This window comes from Arthrobacter sp. 10N418 (assembly GCF_056394725.1).
Window position 1 is genome coordinate 1 of the sequence record NZ_JBFTIK010000029.1, and the last position, 18,047, is coordinate 18,047.

Consider the following 18,047-nt stretch of genomic DNA (forward strand, 5'->3'; position numbering starts at 1 on the left):
ATCGGCTTGGACGTGGTGATCACCTCGCGGCACAACTCGTCCTTGAACTCCTGGGTAAATCGCTTCCGTGATGCGGTCATGCTGATCTCTACTTTCGGTAGACCCCCATTTTAAGAGGGCCCACTGTCCGAGAACTCCGCGGCAGCTCACACTGAGATGAAGACTTGGATCTCACCTTCGCCTTCTCTCCCAGGAGACCGAAAGGCGCGCACAACATCGGGATCGACGAGAACACTGTTCTCCGCCGGCTTGATGAAATCCCACACCTGCTGCCTCGAAGCCCTAATCGCCGTGGACGCGCCCACGTAATGCACCGGAGGCGCAACTGACGGTGGTGGTCCGGACTGCTGGCGGTCTAACCATGGGCTCATGGAGTGAGTGTTTCACTGGCTGCCCACCTCGGCCATCCGCCACGCTCACACCGCCTGCGTCCGGAGGCTGAGCCAGATTCCTTGGTCGACAAGGTCACCAACCAATTCCGAGAGGTGGCAGGGATCATGCAGTGACGAATTTGAACTACTGGGTCCGGTTCTTTCTGCCGCACATCAGCTTGGCAAAGTCTCGTCCAAAAGCTGGGTTAGCGTCTCATCTATGGATCCTTTATCAAGATCGGAGGAGTCGCTCGTCGAAATTTTTTCAAGCCCTGTCTTCTAGCGGTTTAGGAAGCGGCGGGTCGTCTCAACAATGTGTCTCACCCGGGCTTGTGACTGTTAGTTGGCAATGGCGGTTTTTTCGCAGCTCGGTTTGGCGGTTCTAACTGATTCCGATGACGAGGGTTGAGCGTGCGGCTTCGATGACGTCGTCGGTGATGGTGCTGAGTTCATTGATTTTCATGACCCGTTCGATTTGGGTGAAGAGCCGGTCGATGAGGCGGAAGTTCCCTCTGGTGATCCGGGCGACGGCGGCGATGGCCTGGGCATCGGTGAAGTCTTCGGGGTTCAGGGTTTGGCCGAGTTTGTGCCATCGGCGCTCGAGGACGAAATTCAGTTCTTCCTGTGCGAGTTGGCGGTATTCGTGGGCGAAACCGACCCTGCTGTAGAGCTGCGGGTAGCGGCTGAACCATTTTTCAATCCCGGGCATGCCGATGAGGATCAGGGCTATGTTGTCGCGGTCGTATCGGTCGCGCAGCAGTTCCAGGGCGGTGGAGTTGAGGCGCTCGGATTCGTCGATGATGAGGAGCTCGACATGCTTACCGGTGCGGGTGTGCGGTCCTGTTTTCTTGCCGGTTTTTTCCAGGTGCTGGTCCACGCAGATCGATACGCGGGTGCTGATGTGCTCGAGTTCGGCGTGGATCTGTTTGGGTGAGGTGAGAACGGCAGGGGTGTAGAAGACTGTGCGTGCTCGGGCCAGGGCCGCGTAGATCTGGTAGTCGGAGTCGTCCCGGGGACCCCACTGTTCCAAGAGGTTCTCGGCCTTGTGCCAGTTGGCGTAACGCTTGGCGGAGAGGGTCTTTCCGATGCCGGCATGGCCGTAGCAGATGCCGATGGTGTGCTGGCGGCGCACTGCGTCGGCGAACTCGGCGAACCGGCGGTGCTCTTTGGTGGCAATGAAGCTTTGTGTTGTCATCGGTCGTCCTCCAGGTAGGTGCGGAGCTTCGGGCGCTGTGTGGGTTGATCGTCAGGGACCGGGGCGGGAGCCGGTTTCGCTGATGCCAGGTCCGGCAGGTGCCGGGCCACGACGGCGATGCGCTGGTTGATTTGTCCGCGCAGTTCCCGGCGGCGGGCAGATCGTGCGGCCTGGATGTCCTTGAGGGTAAGGGTGGAGGTTTCGTGGTCGGGGTCCACGGCTTTGCAGATGAACTGGTTCTTGTGGAAGACGCGGATCTCGGTGATGTCCCGCGGGTCGTAGCGAACGACGACGGGTTCGCGGACGTAGGCGGCCAGCAGGGGCGAGACGTATCTGAGTCCTTGGAAGTGCACGCCGTCGCGGTGGACGATGCGGGGTTTGGCGACGGTCAACAGGAGCAGGTTCAGATCGTCCATGGATGCCGGGAGCCGGGGCAGCCAGCCGTCACCTACCCAGGCGTCATGCGGTGTTGTCCTGATCTCGGGGTGCTCGCGCTGGTGGTAGTCCTCCGAGATGAAACGGCTGATCGCCGTGTCCAGCTCCTTGAGTGTCAGTACCGGCGCCGGTTGCGGGTGCCCGCGGGCCAGGCGTCCGGGCAGTTCGGTCAGCAGTTCCGTGTTAATGGTGCCGTAGAACCGTTCGATCTTTCCCCGCCCTTGGGGTCTTGCGACCGTTGAGTAGGTGATCTCGAAGTGCAGGTCCTTCGCGGTTTGGGCCAGGTGGTTGCTGGTGAAGTCTGAGCCGTGGTCGACGTAGAGGATGTCGGGGATCCCGCACATCGGCCACCCGGCCCCGTTCTTGGGCCAGATTCCCTGCCGCAGTGCCAGCGCGGTGTTCAGGGCCGACGGTGCTCCCAGGAAGAGCATGTAGCCGCAGATCGCGCGTGAGTAGTCGTCCATGATCGTGGTCAGCCACGGACGCCCGGGTTTCAGGTTTGCGTCCAGGACAAGGATGTCCAGTTCGGTGTGGTCTGTCTGCCAGATGGCATTGGGGCGTTCGGCCCGGTGTCGCCAGGCCAGTTCGTAGGTGTCCCGGTAGGCGGCCGTTCCCTGTTGGGCGAGTGTTCTCATGCCGGGGTCAAGGCCCGTGGTGATGGAGCGGACCGTACTGTAGGACAGGGGCGGCCAGTCGTGGTTGGCGGCGACGCGGTTGGCTTTGCGGGCGATGGTGGCCACGGGCAGGCGCGGTTTCAGCAGGGCCAGGCCTTCAATGAGTGCGACCAGCTCGGGGGTGCTCCTGCGTTGGGTGGTCCCGCGGTTTGCTGTGGTGAGTCCGTCGATGCCGTCGCGTTTGTGGGCCGCGTGCCAGCGCTGCAGTGTCCGCAGCCCGATACCTTCGTGTGCGGCAAGCGCAGTGAGGGGCACACCTTCTTCGGTATGCCGGCGCAGGATCTGCCAGCGCACCAACGCTGTCTGGTCAGGCGTGGAGGCAGTGTCCCCGGTGAGGGTGCCGCTGCCTCCGGCCGTCACCGGACTGTCTTCTGTTTTGTCGTAGAGCGCCGCCGTGCTGGAGCAGGGGCTGGTTCGCGCCGGAGTGCCCGGTAAACGGTGGTTCGGCTGACGCCGAGAACCTCGCCGATTTTCTCGACGGTCATGTCCTTCTGCTCATACATCCGGCGGGCGGTCCGGAGTTTGTCCTTGGTCAGCAGCGGAGGCCGGCCTCCAACGCGCCCGCGAGCCCGCGCTGCCTGAAGCCCTGCGTTCGTTCGTTCACGGATCAGATCCCGCTCAAATTCGGCAAGGGCGGCGAACACGTGGAAGACGAGACGTCCGCCTGAGGATGTGGTGTCGATTGCCTCCTGCAGGGACCGGAAACCGATGCCGCGCTCCTGGAGATCGGCCAGCTGGTCAATGAGATGCCGGATGGACCGGCCGAGCCGGTCCAGCCTCCACACGACCAGGGTGTCCCCGGGCCGGATTTGGTCCAGGACCTTGGTCAGTTCCGGGCGGGACTCCAGAGACCCGGAAGCCGTGTCGGTGAAGATCCGGTAGCAGCCGGCCGCCTTTAGCGCGTCCTGCTGCAGGGCCGCGTCCTGATCCCCGGTCGATACCCGGGCATAGCCCAACAGATGTCCCATGCGCTCAAATGTACCAATACCCGTCAACCGTCAGAAGAACCGGCACATAGAAACAGGCACTAGGTTTCGCTACAAAAATCCGGGGTTCATTGAATCTCTTCAAAGACTTGGCTCGTTTGTAGCAGATACGGTCATATGTGGCACTAGCGGAGCGTTACTCATTCCACCCGCCGGTTGCAGTATTCGTGGAAGGGGTTGTCCCTGGTGCCGGGTTCTGTGGTATGAGGAGGACGGGGCAGGGGGATTGGTGTGCGATCTGGTCGCTGATGCTGGTGGCGAGGGGGGCCATCCAGGCGTGGTGGTGGCGGGATCCGAGGATGATGAGCTGGTCCGGGCCGGTGCGAGCCCGTTGCAGTATTTGCTTGTCGATGCTGCGGGCATCAGCGCCCACCAGGTCCGCCCCGGCGGTGATCCCGGCTTCGGTCAGGCTCAGCAGGGCGTGGTTGACCTGCTCCTGGGACCTGGACTGGTCCTCCATGGTCAGGTCCTGGCCTTCGATCCAGTCGTGGCCGATGAAATGGATGATTTCAACGGAAGCACCGGTCGCGACGGCGAGGTCGCGTGCCTGCTCCAGGATTGCTTCGCTGTGGGGTGTGGTGTCGATGGCGACGAGGATGCGGGAAAACATGGTCTCTCCTGGGTGAAGGGTGGCTCGTCAGGTGGGGTGGTTAGTTCAGCCCGGTGGCGTATTGGAGTCCGAGGCTGGTCAGGGTGACGATGATCCACAGCAACGCGCCCAGGAGAAGGGGCTTCATTCCGGCGCGGCGGAATCCACCCAGATCCGTGGACAGGCCGATGGCCGAGAGGGCGACAGTGATCAGGAAGACCGAGAGTGTGCTCAGCCCGGGGTGGGCGGCGTCGGGGATCAGGCCGAGGGTGTTGATGGCGGCGATGAGGAGGAATCCGATCAGGAACCAGGGCACGAGGCGGAACACGTTCACCCGGGCCCGGGGAGCCGGTCCTGTTTCGGCAACCCCGCTGGCGGGGAGCCGGGTTCCGGTTTTGATCCGGTGCCCGGTCCAGGCGGCGAGTCCGAGGCAGATGGGGATGATCATCAGGGTGCGGACGAGTTTGACGACGACGGCGAAGTTGGTGGCGGTGCTGCCGTAGGTCGTGGCGGTGGCGACGACGGAGGACATGTCGTTCACGGCGGTGCCGGCAAAGAGTCCGAAGGCGTGCTGGCTCATGCCCAGCAGGTGCCCGATCAGGGGGAAGGTCAGGACGGCGGCGATGTTGAACAGGAAGATCGTGGAGATCGCGTAGGCAACGTCAACACTGACGGCGCCGATCACCGGGGTGACCGCTGCAATGGCTGAGGCACCGCAGATTCCGGTGCCGACGCCGATGAGGGTACGCAGGTCCCCAACGATCCCCAGCCAGCGGCCCAGCAGGTAGGCCGCGGTCAGGCAGACCACCAGGGTGCCGAGCATGACGGGCAGGGATTCCAGACCGACTCGGGCGATCTGGGCTAGGGACAGCTGGGAACCGAGGACGACGACGGAGAGCTGCAGAATGAACTTGCCTGCTGTGTTGATGCCTGGCCGCAGCCGGTCTCCGGGTTTGATGAGCGTGGCCAGTGCCACACCGATGACGATGGCGCTGACCGGGCCGCCCACCAGCGGAACGAAACGGCCAATCACGGTCGCAACTACAGCGATCACCACAGCCAGGGCCAGTCCCGGGACCCTGGCCGCGGTCCCCGAACGCAGGCGGTGGAACCGCCCCGTTGCGCGATGAAGGTTGGGCACGGTTCCTGTGCCTGTGTCTGCTCCGGTGGGTGTGTGCATGGTTCCCATCCTCGCGTTCCCGCAGTCCCGTCAGTAGGGGGCATACACTTGTAGGGTCACAAGCCCCGCTTGTATGTTTGAGTATTAATGAAGGAAGAAGGACCTGCCATTCTGAGTCCGCGAATGCCGGAATTGTCGGCGTTGGAGATGCTGGTCACCGTCCAGGAGCTGGGAAGCCTGTCGGCCGCCGCTGCCCTGCTCGGGTTGTCCCAGCAGGGTGCGTCCTCACGGATGAGGGCATTGGAGACACAAATCGGATCCACACTGCTGACGCGATCCCCGCGCGGGTCAAACCTGACGGACACCGGCGTGCTGGTAGCCGGCTGGGCCGCCGAGGTCCTGGCCGCAGCCGAACGCCTGGACACCGGGATCGCTTCCATCCGCTCGGAGAGCGCCCGGCAGCTGCACGTGGCGGCCAGCCAGACCATCGCCGAACATCTGCTCCCGCAGTGGTTGGTGAGGTTGCGCCGTCAGCAGCAGGCCCTTGGCTCGACCCCGGCCCGGGTAAGACTGAGCGTGACGAACAGCGCCGAAGCGGCTGCCATGGTCCGTTCGGGGGCGGCCGTGTTGGGTTTCATTGAAAGTCCCAACCTTCCCCACGATCTTGCGACGCAAACCGTGCAATACGACAGCATGGTCCTCGTCGCCGCCCCGGACCACCCATGGGCCCGGCGCCGCAGCAAGGTCAGCCCCGCCGAATTAACCCGCACACCACTGGTGACACGGGAGCCCGGCAGCGGCACACGCGAAGCACTCGAACACCTTCTCAACACTGCGGCGGCAGAACCGATGCCCGCGCCGGCAGTGGAGCTATCCACCACCGCAGCCGTCCGGACAGCCATAGCAGCCGGAATCGGCCCCGGCGTCCTCTCTGCCCTGGCCGTACGCGATGACCTCCTCCTGCACCGGCTGGCCGCCGTACCCCTGTCCGGAATCACACTCCGCCGACCCCTGACCGCGATCTGGGCCTCAGGCGCCAAACCCCCCGCAGGACCGGCCCGCGACCTGGTCACCATCGCCGCCACTCCCCAGACCAACAAAACCCCTCCGAATTGAACCGGACCAAAACAGCCGATGACCCGGTATACGAAACCGGGACCGAAGCACCCAAAGGCGACAAACGGTCCCTCAGAACCGCCATTCTGAGCTGCGAATTAACCGCCAATCAGAACGAACAATCACACCCGGGCTATTCTCAACAAAAGAAAATAATGCCTTTGATGAGCTAGCAAGGGGTCGGCTTGGGGAAAATTGGATATGCCAGAGTCAGCACCGCCGACCAGAACTCGGACCTGCAGCATTCGGCCTTGAAGGCTGCCGGATGCAACCCGATCTTCACAGACCATGGAGTCAGCGGATCAAAGGCCAGCCGCCCCGAGCTGGACATGATGCTCGGACACCTGCGGGACGGTGACGAGGTCGTTGTTTGGAAGCTGGACCGCCTGGGGCGCAATACCCGAAACCTGCTGGCCCTCATCGATGATCTGGAGCGCCGGGGCGTGCACTTCCGGAGCGTCACTGAAGGCATCAGCACAACGGGGCCGATGGGCCGGGCCATGCTCACCGTCATGTCGGCGTTCGCCCAGCTCGAACGCGATCAGCTGGTCGAGCGGACCAGGGCTGGCATGACTGCGGCCGCCGAACACGGGCGAAAGGCCGGACGACGGGAAGTCACCGCCGGCCATGCGAAGGTCAAGCGTGCCCGCGACCTAAAAACTCAAGGGCTAACGCCTGCTGACATCGGGAAGATCATCGGCGCCAGCCGGGCCACCGTCTACCGCTATCTGCGCATGGCAAGCAATGAGGCGTCCTGAGTGAGACGCGCCGCCCCTGACCCGGAGTTCGTGCTGATGTACCGCAAGGGCATCCCCACATCAAAGATCGCCGCCCTGGAGGACGTTGCAGAAACCACCGTCCGCTACCACCTACAAATTGCTGCCCGCGCAGAGCCCGGCATCCGGGACGAACACAAAGCAGCCCTACCACCGCCAGCCCGACGAACGCCCGAATCGGGCATGCGGAACCTCGCCGACGTCATCGCCTTCCACGAATCCGAGGGCAGGCTGCCCGTCACCCACGGCAAAACGGCAAGGGAGCGGGCACTGGGTTCGTGGCTGGTGCACCGACGCCGGGAGGCGGCACAAGAAACCCTCTCCCCCATCTACCGCCAGGCCCTGGCAGTCATCCCCGGATGGGACAAGCCCTCAACACGAAAGGCCGACGACGAGGCACGCTGGCAGCAGCGGCTGCAGGAACTGCAAGAAATCCGTGCCGCCGACGGCGACTGGCCGAGACATCAAAAAACCGACGACACCCATGAACGCACCCTGGGAGTTTGGCTGCACGGACAGCGCATCGACTACCGCGCCGGCAGGCTGGACCCTGTAAAGGAGAAGAAGCTGAACGAGGCCGTCCCCGGGTGGCGGGAGGGCCGCGGCAAAAGAGGCGGCCGCCGTACCAACCGACGTCAAAAACCCTCTGACCCGAATTCCGACCAGCTTTGATACCGGCAACCAGTTCTGGAACAGAGCTAGCGCCTAAAAACCCCCGTTTTCGGCACCAACGTCCGCAACTTAGAAAGTTGGTATCAAACGGTCGTTTCCGACCACGGACACTGTGAGCGACCGGGGACGCTGCAATCAAAACACTCGTGGTTGGTTCAAGACCGAGGCCGCACCGGATCGTTACTCCTTGTTCTGCTGGCCCCTATAAGCGGTGAGAACTCCGACGAAAAACGCATTCCTGTTATCAGCCGTCCAAGTACGAGCGAGACTGATGATCACACGCATGTGGTCTTTGCGAAATCGCAGCGGTCTCGTCTCCGGCTCGACTGAACCACGGGCAAGCTTGGGTACAGCCGGCGCCCGCCCGAAGATGTCATTGGCGGGAATCCGGCTGTCATCCGGAGCAAAAATCTGTCCGAACCGATTCTCGGCTGCGACCCAGCTGATCGCGTTCAGGACTATTCCCGGATACGAGATCCCTGTGCTGTCATGGTGCTCCCCCAGCCACTGGTTCAGGTCTTTGGGAAGGTAGAGAGTTACGTGGCCTGAATGTTCCTCTTCGGCGGGTTCGATCTTTGCCGGGGGCGGGGGTGTGACATCGACAGCTGGCGCCGACCGGTCCACGGCCTGTACCGGTAAAGCCGCTGCCGCGGTATCCGATACTGGCGCCTCAGCAGGATCCGCAACCTCAAGCGCAGGCTCCGACGCAGCTATGCGCACGGACGGGGCTTCAAATGCAGGTTCAGGCGTTGTTTCGGGAAACTCCTCGACTGGAGCCTCTTCAACTGAGGCAGGCGGAACTGGTTGCAGCACTCTCCTTTTCAGGCCGCTGAGGGCGCTGAGATCCATCTTTCCCGGGCTGGAGGGCAGGCTCATGTGGCGGCTACCTCAAGGTTCTCGTCAAGCGATTCCTCCTGGGTCTGGAGCTCCTGGACAATCTGCTCGGTCAGTCGCATGTAATCCTCGGCGAGGTTGCCTGCCGACTGCGCGATGCGGGGTTCATCTGAGCTCTTGCCCTTGTTACGCAGCCGCTCCCAGAACGGTGACTGGGTCGCTGCCCTAGCGGCCAACTCGTGTGCAGCGAGACCACGGAAGCTGGCGTCTGCATCAGCCGCAACAACGTCTCGGATACTGCCCTCGAACACGGGCGCGATGCCGTCCAGGGACTCCTGTAGCAGTGTGCGGGCTTGTTTGTCCACGTTCCTAGCGTTAGTGGGAATGCCAAAGAGGATGACCCCGAGCAGCGCTACTGCCGGGTTGTCATTCTGGACACTAAGGATGCGACGGGCCAAAGACTCAAGGCCGCGAATAGACTTCGGCTCAGGCTTCACAGGCGCCAGAATCCAACGGGAGGCCAACATCGCTTCCTCAATGGCGGTCCAACCGGCCTCCGACGGCGGGGTATCGATCAGGACGATGTCGTAGTTCGGGGCAATCTTCGCCAAGGTCCGGGCCACTCCCCCACGCATCTTGCCCTGACGGGAGGCGTCTCCCTGGAACGTGTCCATGAGCTGCGCTGTGTGGTTGCCGCCGGCGAGGACATCCAGGCCCGGTCGCACATCCTTGATTGGCACAGGAACCTTGTCGTACCGGACTGCAATGTCCAGTGCTTCGCCGCGGTCGTACCGGTCATCGTTGATGATGCCCAAATTGGTGGACGTGTCACCCTGGGAGTCTAGGTCGACGACGAGCACCTTGTAACCGGCTTCAGCGAGAAGAGCAGCCAGATTTGTGGTCACGGTCGTCTTGCCGACGCCGCCTTTGCCATTGGAGATGCAGATGGTGCGTCGCGACGCCAGTTGAACGGCGGGCGACAGCGTGTGAGAAGTAGTTGCCGTATCCATAAGGCACATACTAAATGCGGCCAATGCAGTACAGCGGCACATTCACTGTCGTGTCGCACTACAGCACTAGTGAACTTACTTTGCACTAGTGAACAGGTAGGTATGCAGTTGAAACCAAGTAAATACATACTATGGTTGCACCTCTTTTGCACTAGCTTGGCAGCAGCTAAACATACGCAACTATGTTGCACTGCCCTTAAAGATGCCCAACGCGTATATAAGCGCAAAGCGCATAGAACTGAACAACAGTAACTATGCAGTTGCTACGCAGTAAGTGCACGAAGTCCTTACGCGCCTAATCTGCAGTTGGCTACTGCAGTACAGAAACAGTAAAGAAATGCAGTAGATGAAGAGTAGAGGATCGGCTAAAACGGAGCATGGCCTACTTTTAGAGCTGGGAAAGTGGGATCGCGTACCTTCCTCCGGCGACAACGCGCTGCGCGCGAGACCTGGGCATACACCGTCGCGACCGAAGCGCAGACATGTCTCAAGCATCCCCTGCCGGCGGGTCCGGTCTGAATCGTCATCGCAGTTCTCATGTTCAAGCGAATGTGCAACGTGCCTCAGCCTCACTCAGTGCCCAGCCTTTGGAGCCCGGCGCGGTCATCGCCAGGCTCCCGCAAGACAATCGCCAGGTCCCGACGATCAACGCCTATGAACAGCTGCTGCCCAAACGCACCGAGCCACCGTTTGCAGGCCTTTTTCCTAGTCACGGCCATGGAAGAGCGAGTCCGAGTTCTGGAGGCCCTACAGCGAAGGGTACAAAACCCTTTCTAAGCTGCCAGCCACAGGGCTGCGTCGTCGGGAGGTATCCAATGTTCTTCCCGCTCAGGGTCGTACAGGTCGGTTTCACCCACTGCAACATCCAGGAATCGGCCCAAGTATGCATGCCAGGCAGCCCGTTCACGCCGGTTGCGGCTGATGTGGGCTTGGTAGTCCACCATCACGCCCAGGCGCTCCGCGAGGGAACGGAGGTTGGCCGTGGCGATTATCTTCCAATGCCGGCCGTCCCGGCGGATCATCCCCAGGCCTTCCATTGCTGTAAGCGCCTTCTCGACGGTTGAGCGGCTGATTCCGGTGTTTCGGATGAGCTCTGCGCTGGTGGGGGAGTGGCGGCCGCGCTCGATGGCCTCGTAGACAAGGGCTGATGCGTCCCCGAGGGCACGGAATACGGGCCGCATCGAATGGATTTTGCCCTTCCGCCAAGTGAGTTCACGGGCCAGCTGCTGGTACTGCTCTGGTAGCTGAACGAGATACACGTCGGCTGCTTTGTGGCGGGCGTCGGCGACTTTGGTGAGGATCCCGTCAGAGGCTCGGGCCAGGATTGGCAGAAGCCTGGCGACGGTGACATGGTGCTTTCCCATTGCTGCGGCCAGTGTGCGGCAACCGACGTCCAGAAGGTCTGTTTCTTTCGTCCTCATATAGACGAGCAGTGCGCGTATGAGCAAGCGAAGGCTGAGGCCTTCACGGCCACGATCTCTAAGTCTGTGGTCAAGTACCGCGTAGAGCACATTCTCCAAATCGTTCACGAGCTGGTGAAGCCCAGCTGTGCTGGGCTTAGTAACTGCCCCCCCTGTGGGAACAGTAGGGCTTGTGTTGTTAATAAACGCATCTTTTCCCCGTCGTTCGCGGGACTTGGTTTTCTGTGTCCACGATTCAGCCTTGGCCCACTCCTGCTCAATGAGACGGTTCTGCTTCGCAGTCGAGCCGTACAGTGCCGCGAGGCCGGGGAACTGGCCGGTCAGTTCGTTCTGCACCTGGGCCATGGTCCAGCCGCAGGCGCTGAAGTGGTTGAGCACGGCCATGCGGGCCTCCGACGGGCTGTTGTAGCGTGCTGTGTCGTACAGGCCGGTGCGTGCGATGCGGCGCAGCGGGGATTCGCTGCCAGTACTCAGGGCGGCCAGTTGCGCGGCCGTGCTGCTCTGCAGAGTGGCCGTTTTAGCTTGGCGCGCTTTCCGGGCGCGATTGCGGGCGAGTTCAGGAGCCAGCGCAGCGCGGAGGGCATCAATCGCTGACGCTGGATTTCTGCGCCGCAGCACGTCGTAAGCCTGGGACAGGGGAGTGATCAGTGTTTGGTGGCCACCGGTCTTGTGGACGGATCCTGGGACACGGATACATCCGTCGGTGACGTTCTGGTGGGGGCTTGGGTCAAGGCTCGCTGCAGTCAGTGCGAAGGCCTCCACGAGATCCCGTGCCTCCGGTGCGCTCAGACGTTCCTGGAGCGGGATGTACAGGTGCCGGCCACCGCTGGGGGAGAAGTCCTCCACAAAGACCACACCGCACGTCGTGAGCATGTCACGCAGGCGTGCTGCGTCTGAGTCAAGGACTTCCTTGTGGGCTTTGGACGTGTCCAGGTCCAGGCAAAGCGTGGCGACACTGCCATCTGCCCCATGGAGCATGACCGCAGCTGGCCGCACAGGCAACGCCCGGGTGATCACGGGGGCAGCTTTGGGGCGGGGGTACTGGAAGCGGTCACCCATCCACCGGCCCAGCCGGTAACTTGGCTGGCCAGCAATCAGGGGGGCAAGAATCCACGCCTGTTCCGGTGTGCCTTGACAAGAAACACGCGAAGGGGCATGCGTTGACGCGGAAGATGCTTCAGGTACGATAGGACCAGTTCCTCTCCACTGGAGTGGTACGACAAGATCCACCCACTGGGTGGGTGTTGGAAAAAGTTCAGATCGCCATCCCGCCAAGAACAGGATCTGAACGCATACGTTTTGAAGGCCCGCCTAGTGCGGGCCTTCAGTTTTTAACTGGCCTTCGCCATCGGCAAAGCCTCCTGGCCGGCCAAAGCATCAAGGTCGATGGTGTTTAGGTGGTCATGCAGCAGCCGTGCGAGCAGCTCAGAACGACTTTCGGCCGTTATTTCAACAACCCTGTTGAGCTTCTCCGCATCTGCCCGCGGAATCTTAGATGTGACGGTCTGACGGTCGCCCTTATGCATCCGTGCCATGGGTCCTCCTAAAATCGGGGTGCTGAGAACTAGCCAATAGCAATCCGATTGCCTTAAGTGGGATGCCGATTCGGCGTGTCGCTCTTTTCAGCATGTGTGGCTTTTGGCGTCCTAAGACTCTTCGATAGGCAGTTTCCCCCGTTGCATTCCATCAAGCTTGTTGGGACGCCCTTCCGCTCGGTCTATCAAAGCACCGACATACTCACCGAAGGACATGTTGTACCGCTGCGTCGCCTTCCAGGCGGTGCAATGCTGATCTGGGAGCACAAGGCAGTTCAGTGGTGCCTTCTTACCGATCAGCTTGGGTGGGCGGTATTCCTCCATGTCATCACCCTCACTTCGGTTTAAGAGAGAACCTGTAGATATACAGGTTCTGCCGCGGTGGCACCCATTGCTCCTTCAAAAGACCAAACAAGCGACAGACTACATACATGCTCCGCACATGCACAACTCACTGCCTGTACCCTCCGGAAGCCATCGGGTAACATTTTGAGTCAGCTGCCCGCCTACTCTGTGTTGGCGGCCTACACAAGTGGCTGAGCTTGGCTAAGGAGCTGTATAGATGGCAAATGGGGGCCGCAACGTGTTTCTTACGCAGCAACAGAAGAAGGAGCGGCTGGCGGATCGCATGGGTATCCTGGTGGATATCTGGGAGGCAGACAACAACACTGCGCTCACTTACCCTCATGTCGAAGAAGCACTTTCCGCCCACGGAATCCACCTGTCGCGGACACGATGGTCCTACTTGATCAATGGCACCGGCAGCCTGGTGACGGATCAAGAACTGCTGAAGGGCATAGCAGAGTTCGTTTTTGCCGTACCCGCCAGTTATCTGTGTGATCTCAACAGCGAGACTCCTCCAGAGGTAGAAGCGCGCATGGAATTCCTTGTGCAGATGCGGAAGCTCAAGGTGAAGAACTTTGCAGCGAGAAACCTGGGGGCCACATCGCCAGAAACACTGAGGACGATCACCAGGATCATCGATGCATCGATGAAAGGCGACGAGTGAATGGCTCTCCCGCCGGTCCCGGAAAAGGTCCGGGAGTTATGCGGAGACGGCACGACGTCGATGAAGGAAGTTATCGACCGCTTGACCATGATCTGTGAGAAGCCGATCAATCTGATCGAGTACAAGGAGTCCTGGGGCGCGCTGACGGCCTTCAAAGCCGAATTTGAAGACCGCATAAACGTCTATTTCCCCCCGCAGAAGTCGCGGCAATACAAACTTCACTGCATCTATCACGAGCTCGGACACATCTACTTGGAGAGCTTTCGGATTCCCCTGGCTCTGCCGGATCTCTCGGAAGAGATGCTGAGGGAAACCGCGGACGCAATTAGTGTCACCTGCCGGTCCGTGCCGAATCATCCTGTCGAACGGTGGGTGGAGGATTTCGCTTTCGAGATGTCGAAGAAGACCCGTGCACGCAGCTCGTCCGATCCTGATCCTTTCCTCAGCTAGACCATGAAACTGTTGCTCTTTGCGCTGCTGAGTGCCCTATGCCTCCTTCGGATCCCCTCGGTGGTGAAGGTGGCGGAATCCCGGGCGTCGTGGCTGGCATCGATGTTCGGCCTCGCGGCGCTCTATGTCCTGGGAACGGTTACACCGCTAGCGGTCATCGACAGCTACCTCGGTGGCGTCAACGTGACGAACCTGCTTCAAGCCATCTTCGCGCTACTGGCGATCTTCTTCTTCAACGACAGCGTGCGGCGGTTAGCGAACGTACCAGTCAGATGGACTTACTACGCTCCGTTGCTGAGCATTCCCATCATGATTGTCAGCTTCGCCCTGATTGAGGACAAAGCTCCAACGGCTGCGGACTTCATTGATTCCCGCATGGACCAGCTCGCAACTGCCACGTACAGCGGCGCGTACATGCTCGCGTTGTTGTTCACCGTGCTCAGGATCATCTACATGCTTCGGCACAAGGCGAGGGGCTGGTATGCAACGTTCTCAGCGGGTCTGCTCGTGGTTGCGGCGGCTTGTTCGTGCCACATTACGTACGTGGTGCTGTTCTATTTCTCGCACTGGGACGCCTTCGCTCAAGCGATCGGATCATGGTTTGACCGCCTTTTCTATTTAGGCCTCTCGGTGACGGCTGCGGGGTGGCTGATTCTTTTCCTGTCGAAGCAGCTCCCGAAGTTGCGGCTCTGGATGATCGATGCGCTCTGGCTTACTGCGTTGAGGATCCGGGTCAATGCAGATCAATCCCGAGTCAGTCCGGCGTGGGACCTTTTCAATGAAACGCTCGAAAATGGGGTCTACAAAAGCCTCATCGTTCTGCACAACTACCAGCGGGGGAACATGACGATGTTCCCGGAGTCTGTCCAGGGGAGAATAAGCCAAATTGAGGCCAAGCTAGACGCGCAGACCTAGCCCTGCTCAGTCAAGATCGTTTTGCTGATCCAACTCGTGAGTTCGTTGGTGAAGGTACAAGGCGAGGCATTCCACTCCTGGGTATGATGCGCCTCAGGTAGGGGAATCAGGGTGACGGTGTCAGGATTCGCGCGTTGGAACGCCGCCGAGATCTCCCAGGGAACCTCTTGATCGGCGCTGGAGTGCAAGACCAGCGTCGGGACTGCCACCCGGTTAGGTATGTCGACCCATTCAAGTGCATTGAAGTTGATCGGTTCCTCCAGCCCGAGCATCGTCGCGAATGGGGGAGCCTGCAGCAGGGACATGACAAGGCCGGCACCTACCGCCGGCACCCCTGCCCGCGCCGCCCCCGCTGTGATGGTCTTACGCCAGCTCGTGACCGGCCCTACCAGGACGACCCCGACGATCCGGTCCCGATAGGCGCTGCGCTCCGCTGTGAGCAGGGCAATGGTCCCACCCATTGACCAGCCCGAGAGGATGATTCGCCTCGCTCCATGAGCCACGGCGTAGGCCACAGCGCTTTCCACATCACGCCATTCGGTTTGCCCAAGGTGGCTCGATTCGGCCTGTGGTGGACTGACCTCCTGGTCGCTGCGGAATGACGGAACCAAGGAGGTAAATCCCAAGGGACTGAAAGCGTGGACGTCCCGGAACATGATCGAGCGGCCGGTCCAGCTGCCATGGACATGGATTACCCATGTGTCTGTCTTCTTTCCTTGGAATAGCCACGCAGGCGCCGCGCCGTAGGCGGTGTTGATGTGCACCTCTTCGAACTGTCCGGCCACCGCAGAGGGTTCGAAGAACACATCGGGGGTCCAATCGACCAGGGGCCCCAGGGACGCCGGCACGGAGTCCAGCGGATGGATCTGCCGCTCAATGTATTTTCGATCCTCGTCGATCAGCGTGATCTCACCGACTCTCGTGTAGCGCTCTGCCACAGGGTCGAACACGCCAAAGTCGCCCGGGGCTTTGGTGTAGTCGTCCAAATCGATGCGCATTCTGCGGCCATCATCTGTCAGTTCGGCACGACGGTAGTCCTTTGGTCCCCGTTTAACGATCTTGCGGGCCATGACAACCGCGAATCCAGATAGTGCGGCCGCCGGTACAAGGAACGCGAGGCAGGCCAGGCAGCGCCGTGTCGTCAGCATTAGGTCTCACCCTCCAGCGCCGAGCCAGGAAGAGGAACGGTACCCAATCATCGTAACGTTGCTCTAGTCCCTGCTATATGAACAATTCATGCCCACTACAGGCGTTGCACATGTTCACTACAGGCGTGTAGCCTTTTGGTGGAGCCAGCCGACGTCCAAGGGGGAGGGGCGAATCTAATGCAGCGCACATCGCTTGGCCTAGTGGCCATCATTGCCATCCCCGGGCTGTTCTTCGGACTGATCTTCTCCATGCTCCTGCTTCTCGCCCCCGCGAAGCCAGCTGCCGCCACCTGCGGTCCGGCCGTCTCTGTTGTCATCGATGCTGACACCAAGGTCGAGGGCTACACCGAGGAGCAGTTGAAGAACGCCGCGGCGATCATGGGTGCCGGCAAGGCACTGGACCTGTCCGTGAAGGGGCAGGTGATCAGCGTCATGGTGTCCCTGGGGGAGTCGGGCCTGCGGGTCCTGGACTACGGCGACGGACCGGGCCCTGACTCCCGTGGGTTGTTCCAGCAGCGCGACAACGGCGCGTGGGGCTCCTACACGGACCGCATGGACCCGACCATCAGCGCCACGAACTTCATCAAGGCCCTGCAGAAGGTCGAGGGCTGGGAACTACTAGAACCGACCCTCGCGGGCAACAAGGTCCAGCGCAACGCAGACCCGTACCACTACCAGAAGTACTGGCCCGAGGCGGTGAAGCTCGTCCAGGCATTCTCGGACGGAAAGTTCTCACTGCAAGGCAGCGACTGCGCCGTTCCCGGGAAGTCCGGCGCCGGGGATGACTACCCGTGGAAAGACTCTCCCACCTGGATGCAGGTCGGAGCTAGCACTGCCGCCGCATCACCGCTGGGCATGTTCTACCGCGAATGCGTGGACTTTGCCCTGTGGCGGGTGAACCAGCAAATGGGGTCCACCGGCGAACCGTTCAAGTTCCTCAACGGCAACTTCCGCCCGGACGGTCAGGCCCTTGGCTCGGCACTGACGTGGAAGGCCGGCTGGGACGCCAAAGGCTGGCCCACCGGTTCCGTTCCCCGGGTCGGAGCCGTTGTCTGGTACGCGCCCGGTGCCGGGGGAGCGGACCCGACCTACGGGCACGTCGCCGTGGTCAAGGAAGTCAAGGACGACGGAGCCTACGTCGAAGAGGGCTACAACGGCAACCCACCCCCGGATGACCACAACTACTACACCCGGACCGTCAGCGGCGATGTCCCTTCCGCGTTCCTGTACCTGCCCACCCAAGAGGAGAAAAAGTGAAGAAGTCCCTGGCCCTCATCGCAGTAGCCCTGCTCTGCGCCGCGTGCGCACCGGCAGCGAATACCACGCCTGCATCGGCTGAACCCACCACAGTCACGCCGTCGGCGCCGGTTTCGCTGAGCGCCAGCAGCGGTCCACAGGCTCCCGAGGGAACGGTCCCGGCCACGATCGGCATTACCTGGGATCAGGCCAGCAAGGACGCGGCCGTGGACGTTGCCCAGAAGGCCATGGCGGATTTTGCCCGCCCTGGTGTGGAGGAAAAGCAGTGGGCCAACGATCTTGCCCGTTGGCTGACTCCCGAGGCCACTGCTGATTACTCGGCTGTAGACCCGGCCAACATCCCGGCAGATCGCGTTACCGGCCCCGCCGCGCTGAGCGTCGATGAAGCCAACGGCTACGGGGTTATGGCGGCGGTTCCGACCAACGCCGGGACCTATACGGTGCAGTTGCTCCGGACGGGCAAGGAAGCCCCGTGGAAGGTCAACCGCTTCACACCCCCCTCGTCCTAAGCGCCGAAACTCCCCATCTCACACA

The 18,047-nt window shown here is 61.3% G+C and carries 18 protein-coding genes; 8 read left to right on the forward strand and 10 right to left on the reverse strand.

Going from position 1 to position 18,047, the window contains the following annotated elements; translation table 11 throughout:
- Nucleotides 1-753: 753 nt before the first annotated feature.
- The 5 genes from AC1DCZ_RS17375 to AC1DCZ_RS17395 all read right to left on the reverse strand — a co-directional run bounded on the left by AC1DCZ_RS17375 (nucleotide 754) and on the right by AC1DCZ_RS17395 (nucleotide 5,430).
- Nucleotides 754-1,566 (reverse strand): AAA family ATPase, encoded by an 813-nt coding sequence (locus AC1DCZ_RS17375; protein WP_476975704.1) that lies wholly within the window; start codon nucleotides 1,564-1,566, stop codon nucleotides 754-756.
- Nucleotides 1,563-3,035: a Mu transposase C-terminal domain-containing protein gene (locus AC1DCZ_RS17380; protein ID WP_476975705.1), complete on the reverse strand. Its 1,473-nt coding sequence runs from the start codon at nucleotides 3,033-3,035 to the stop codon at nucleotides 1,563-1,565. The genes AC1DCZ_RS17375 and AC1DCZ_RS17380 overlap by 4 nt, the downstream gene beginning before the upstream one ends.
- Entirely contained in the window at nucleotides 3,032-3,643 is a 612-nt protein-coding gene (locus AC1DCZ_RS17385; RefSeq protein WP_306971202.1) for a recombinase family protein, read from the reverse strand. The genes AC1DCZ_RS17380 and AC1DCZ_RS17385 overlap by 4 nt, the downstream gene beginning before the upstream one ends.
- 154 nt (nucleotides 3,644-3,797) lie before the next feature.
- Entirely contained in the window at nucleotides 3,798-4,271 is a 474-nt protein-coding gene (locus AC1DCZ_RS17390) for a universal stress protein (RefSeq protein ID WP_476975706.1), read from the reverse strand.
- 40 nt (nucleotides 4,272-4,311) lie between these two features.
- Nucleotides 4,312-5,430 (reverse strand): YeiH family protein, encoded by a 1,119-nt coding sequence (locus tag AC1DCZ_RS17395; RefSeq protein ID WP_306971204.1) that lies wholly within the window; start codon nucleotides 5,428-5,430, stop codon nucleotides 4,312-4,314.
- A gap of 123 nt (nucleotides 5,431-5,553) precedes the next feature.
- On the opposite strand from AC1DCZ_RS17395, the gene AC1DCZ_RS17400 reads away from it, so the two are divergent.
- From AC1DCZ_RS17400 to AC1DCZ_RS17410, 3 genes are all read left to right on the forward strand, one after another.
- The gene (locus AC1DCZ_RS17400; RefSeq protein ID WP_306971205.1) at nucleotides 5,554-6,486 is read left to right on the forward strand and encodes a LysR substrate-binding domain-containing protein; all 933 of its coding nucleotides are present in this window, start codon (nucleotides 5,554-5,556) and stop codon (nucleotides 6,484-6,486) included.
- A gap of 185 nt (nucleotides 6,487-6,671) precedes the next feature.
- Nucleotides 6,672-7,244, forward strand: a complete 573-nt coding sequence (locus tag AC1DCZ_RS17405) for a recombinase family protein (protein WP_476975707.1) — start codon at nucleotides 6,672-6,674, stop codon at nucleotides 7,242-7,244.
- Entirely contained in the window at nucleotides 7,245-7,934 is a 690-nt protein-coding gene (locus AC1DCZ_RS17410; RefSeq protein WP_476975708.1) for a helicase associated domain-containing protein, read from the forward strand.
- A gap of 180 nt (nucleotides 7,935-8,114) precedes the next feature.
- Here AC1DCZ_RS17410 and AC1DCZ_RS17415 read toward each other — a convergent pair whose 3' ends face one another.
- The 4 genes from AC1DCZ_RS17415 to AC1DCZ_RS17430 form a co-directional block, all read right to left on the reverse strand.
- Complete coding sequence (locus AC1DCZ_RS17415; protein WP_476975709.1) at nucleotides 8,115-8,810, reverse strand: hypothetical protein; 696 nt, start codon at nucleotides 8,808-8,810, stop codon at nucleotides 8,115-8,117.
- Nucleotides 8,807-9,778 (reverse strand): ParA family protein, encoded by a 972-nt coding sequence (locus tag AC1DCZ_RS17420; RefSeq protein WP_476975710.1) that lies wholly within the window; start codon nucleotides 9,776-9,778, stop codon nucleotides 8,807-8,809. The genes AC1DCZ_RS17415 and AC1DCZ_RS17420 overlap by 4 nt, the downstream gene beginning before the upstream one ends.
- Before the next feature lie 773 nt (nucleotides 9,779-10,551).
- Nucleotides 10,552-12,177 carry a hypothetical protein gene (locus AC1DCZ_RS17425; RefSeq protein WP_476975711.1) on the reverse strand — a complete coding sequence of 542 codons (1,626 nt, stop codon included), beginning with the start codon at nucleotides 12,175-12,177 and terminating at the stop codon, nucleotides 10,552-10,554.
- Nucleotides 12,178-12,530: 353 nt separating this feature from the next.
- The gene (locus AC1DCZ_RS17430) at nucleotides 12,531-12,734 is read right to left on the reverse strand and encodes a hypothetical protein (RefSeq protein ID WP_310168150.1); all 204 of its coding nucleotides are present in this window, start codon (nucleotides 12,732-12,734) and stop codon (nucleotides 12,531-12,533) included.
- A gap of 562 nt (nucleotides 12,735-13,296) precedes the next feature.
- Here AC1DCZ_RS17430 and AC1DCZ_RS17435 point away from each other — a divergent pair.
- The 3 genes from AC1DCZ_RS17435 to AC1DCZ_RS17445 are packed head-to-tail and all read left to right on the forward strand — an operon-like array spanning nucleotide 13,297 to nucleotide 15,108.
- Nucleotides 13,297-13,743 (forward strand): hypothetical protein, encoded by a 447-nt coding sequence (locus AC1DCZ_RS17435; RefSeq protein ID WP_476975712.1) that lies wholly within the window; start codon nucleotides 13,297-13,299, stop codon nucleotides 13,741-13,743.
- Nucleotides 13,744-14,193: a hypothetical protein gene (locus tag AC1DCZ_RS17440; RefSeq protein WP_476975713.1), complete on the forward strand. Its 450-nt coding sequence runs from the start codon at nucleotides 13,744-13,746 to the stop codon at nucleotides 14,191-14,193.
- 3 nt (nucleotides 14,194-14,196) lie between these two features.
- The gene (locus AC1DCZ_RS17445; RefSeq protein ID WP_476975714.1) at nucleotides 14,197-15,108 is read left to right on the forward strand and encodes a hypothetical protein; all 912 of its coding nucleotides are present in this window, start codon (nucleotides 14,197-14,199) and stop codon (nucleotides 15,106-15,108) included.
- On the opposite strand, the gene AC1DCZ_RS17450 is transcribed toward AC1DCZ_RS17445, so the two are convergent.
- Nucleotides 15,105-16,178, reverse strand: coding sequence for an alpha/beta hydrolase family protein (locus AC1DCZ_RS17450; RefSeq protein ID WP_476975715.1), 1,074 nt, complete (start codon nucleotides 16,176-16,178; stop codon nucleotides 15,105-15,107). The two genes, AC1DCZ_RS17445 and AC1DCZ_RS17450, sit on opposite strands and share 4 nt — an antisense overlap.
- Before the next feature lie 255 nt (nucleotides 16,179-16,433).
- Between AC1DCZ_RS17450 and AC1DCZ_RS17455 the strand changes: the two genes are divergently transcribed.
- Nucleotides 16,434-17,513, forward strand: coding sequence for a CHAP domain-containing protein (locus AC1DCZ_RS17455; protein WP_476975716.1), 1,080 nt, complete (start codon nucleotides 16,434-16,436; stop codon nucleotides 17,511-17,513).
- Nucleotides 17,510-18,022: a hypothetical protein gene (locus tag AC1DCZ_RS17460; protein WP_476975717.1), complete on the forward strand. Its 513-nt coding sequence runs from the start codon at nucleotides 17,510-17,512 to the stop codon at nucleotides 18,020-18,022. Before AC1DCZ_RS17455 ends, AC1DCZ_RS17460 begins: the two co-directional genes overlap by 4 nt.
- The last annotated feature ends 25 nt before the right edge of the window (nucleotides 18,023-18,047 follow it).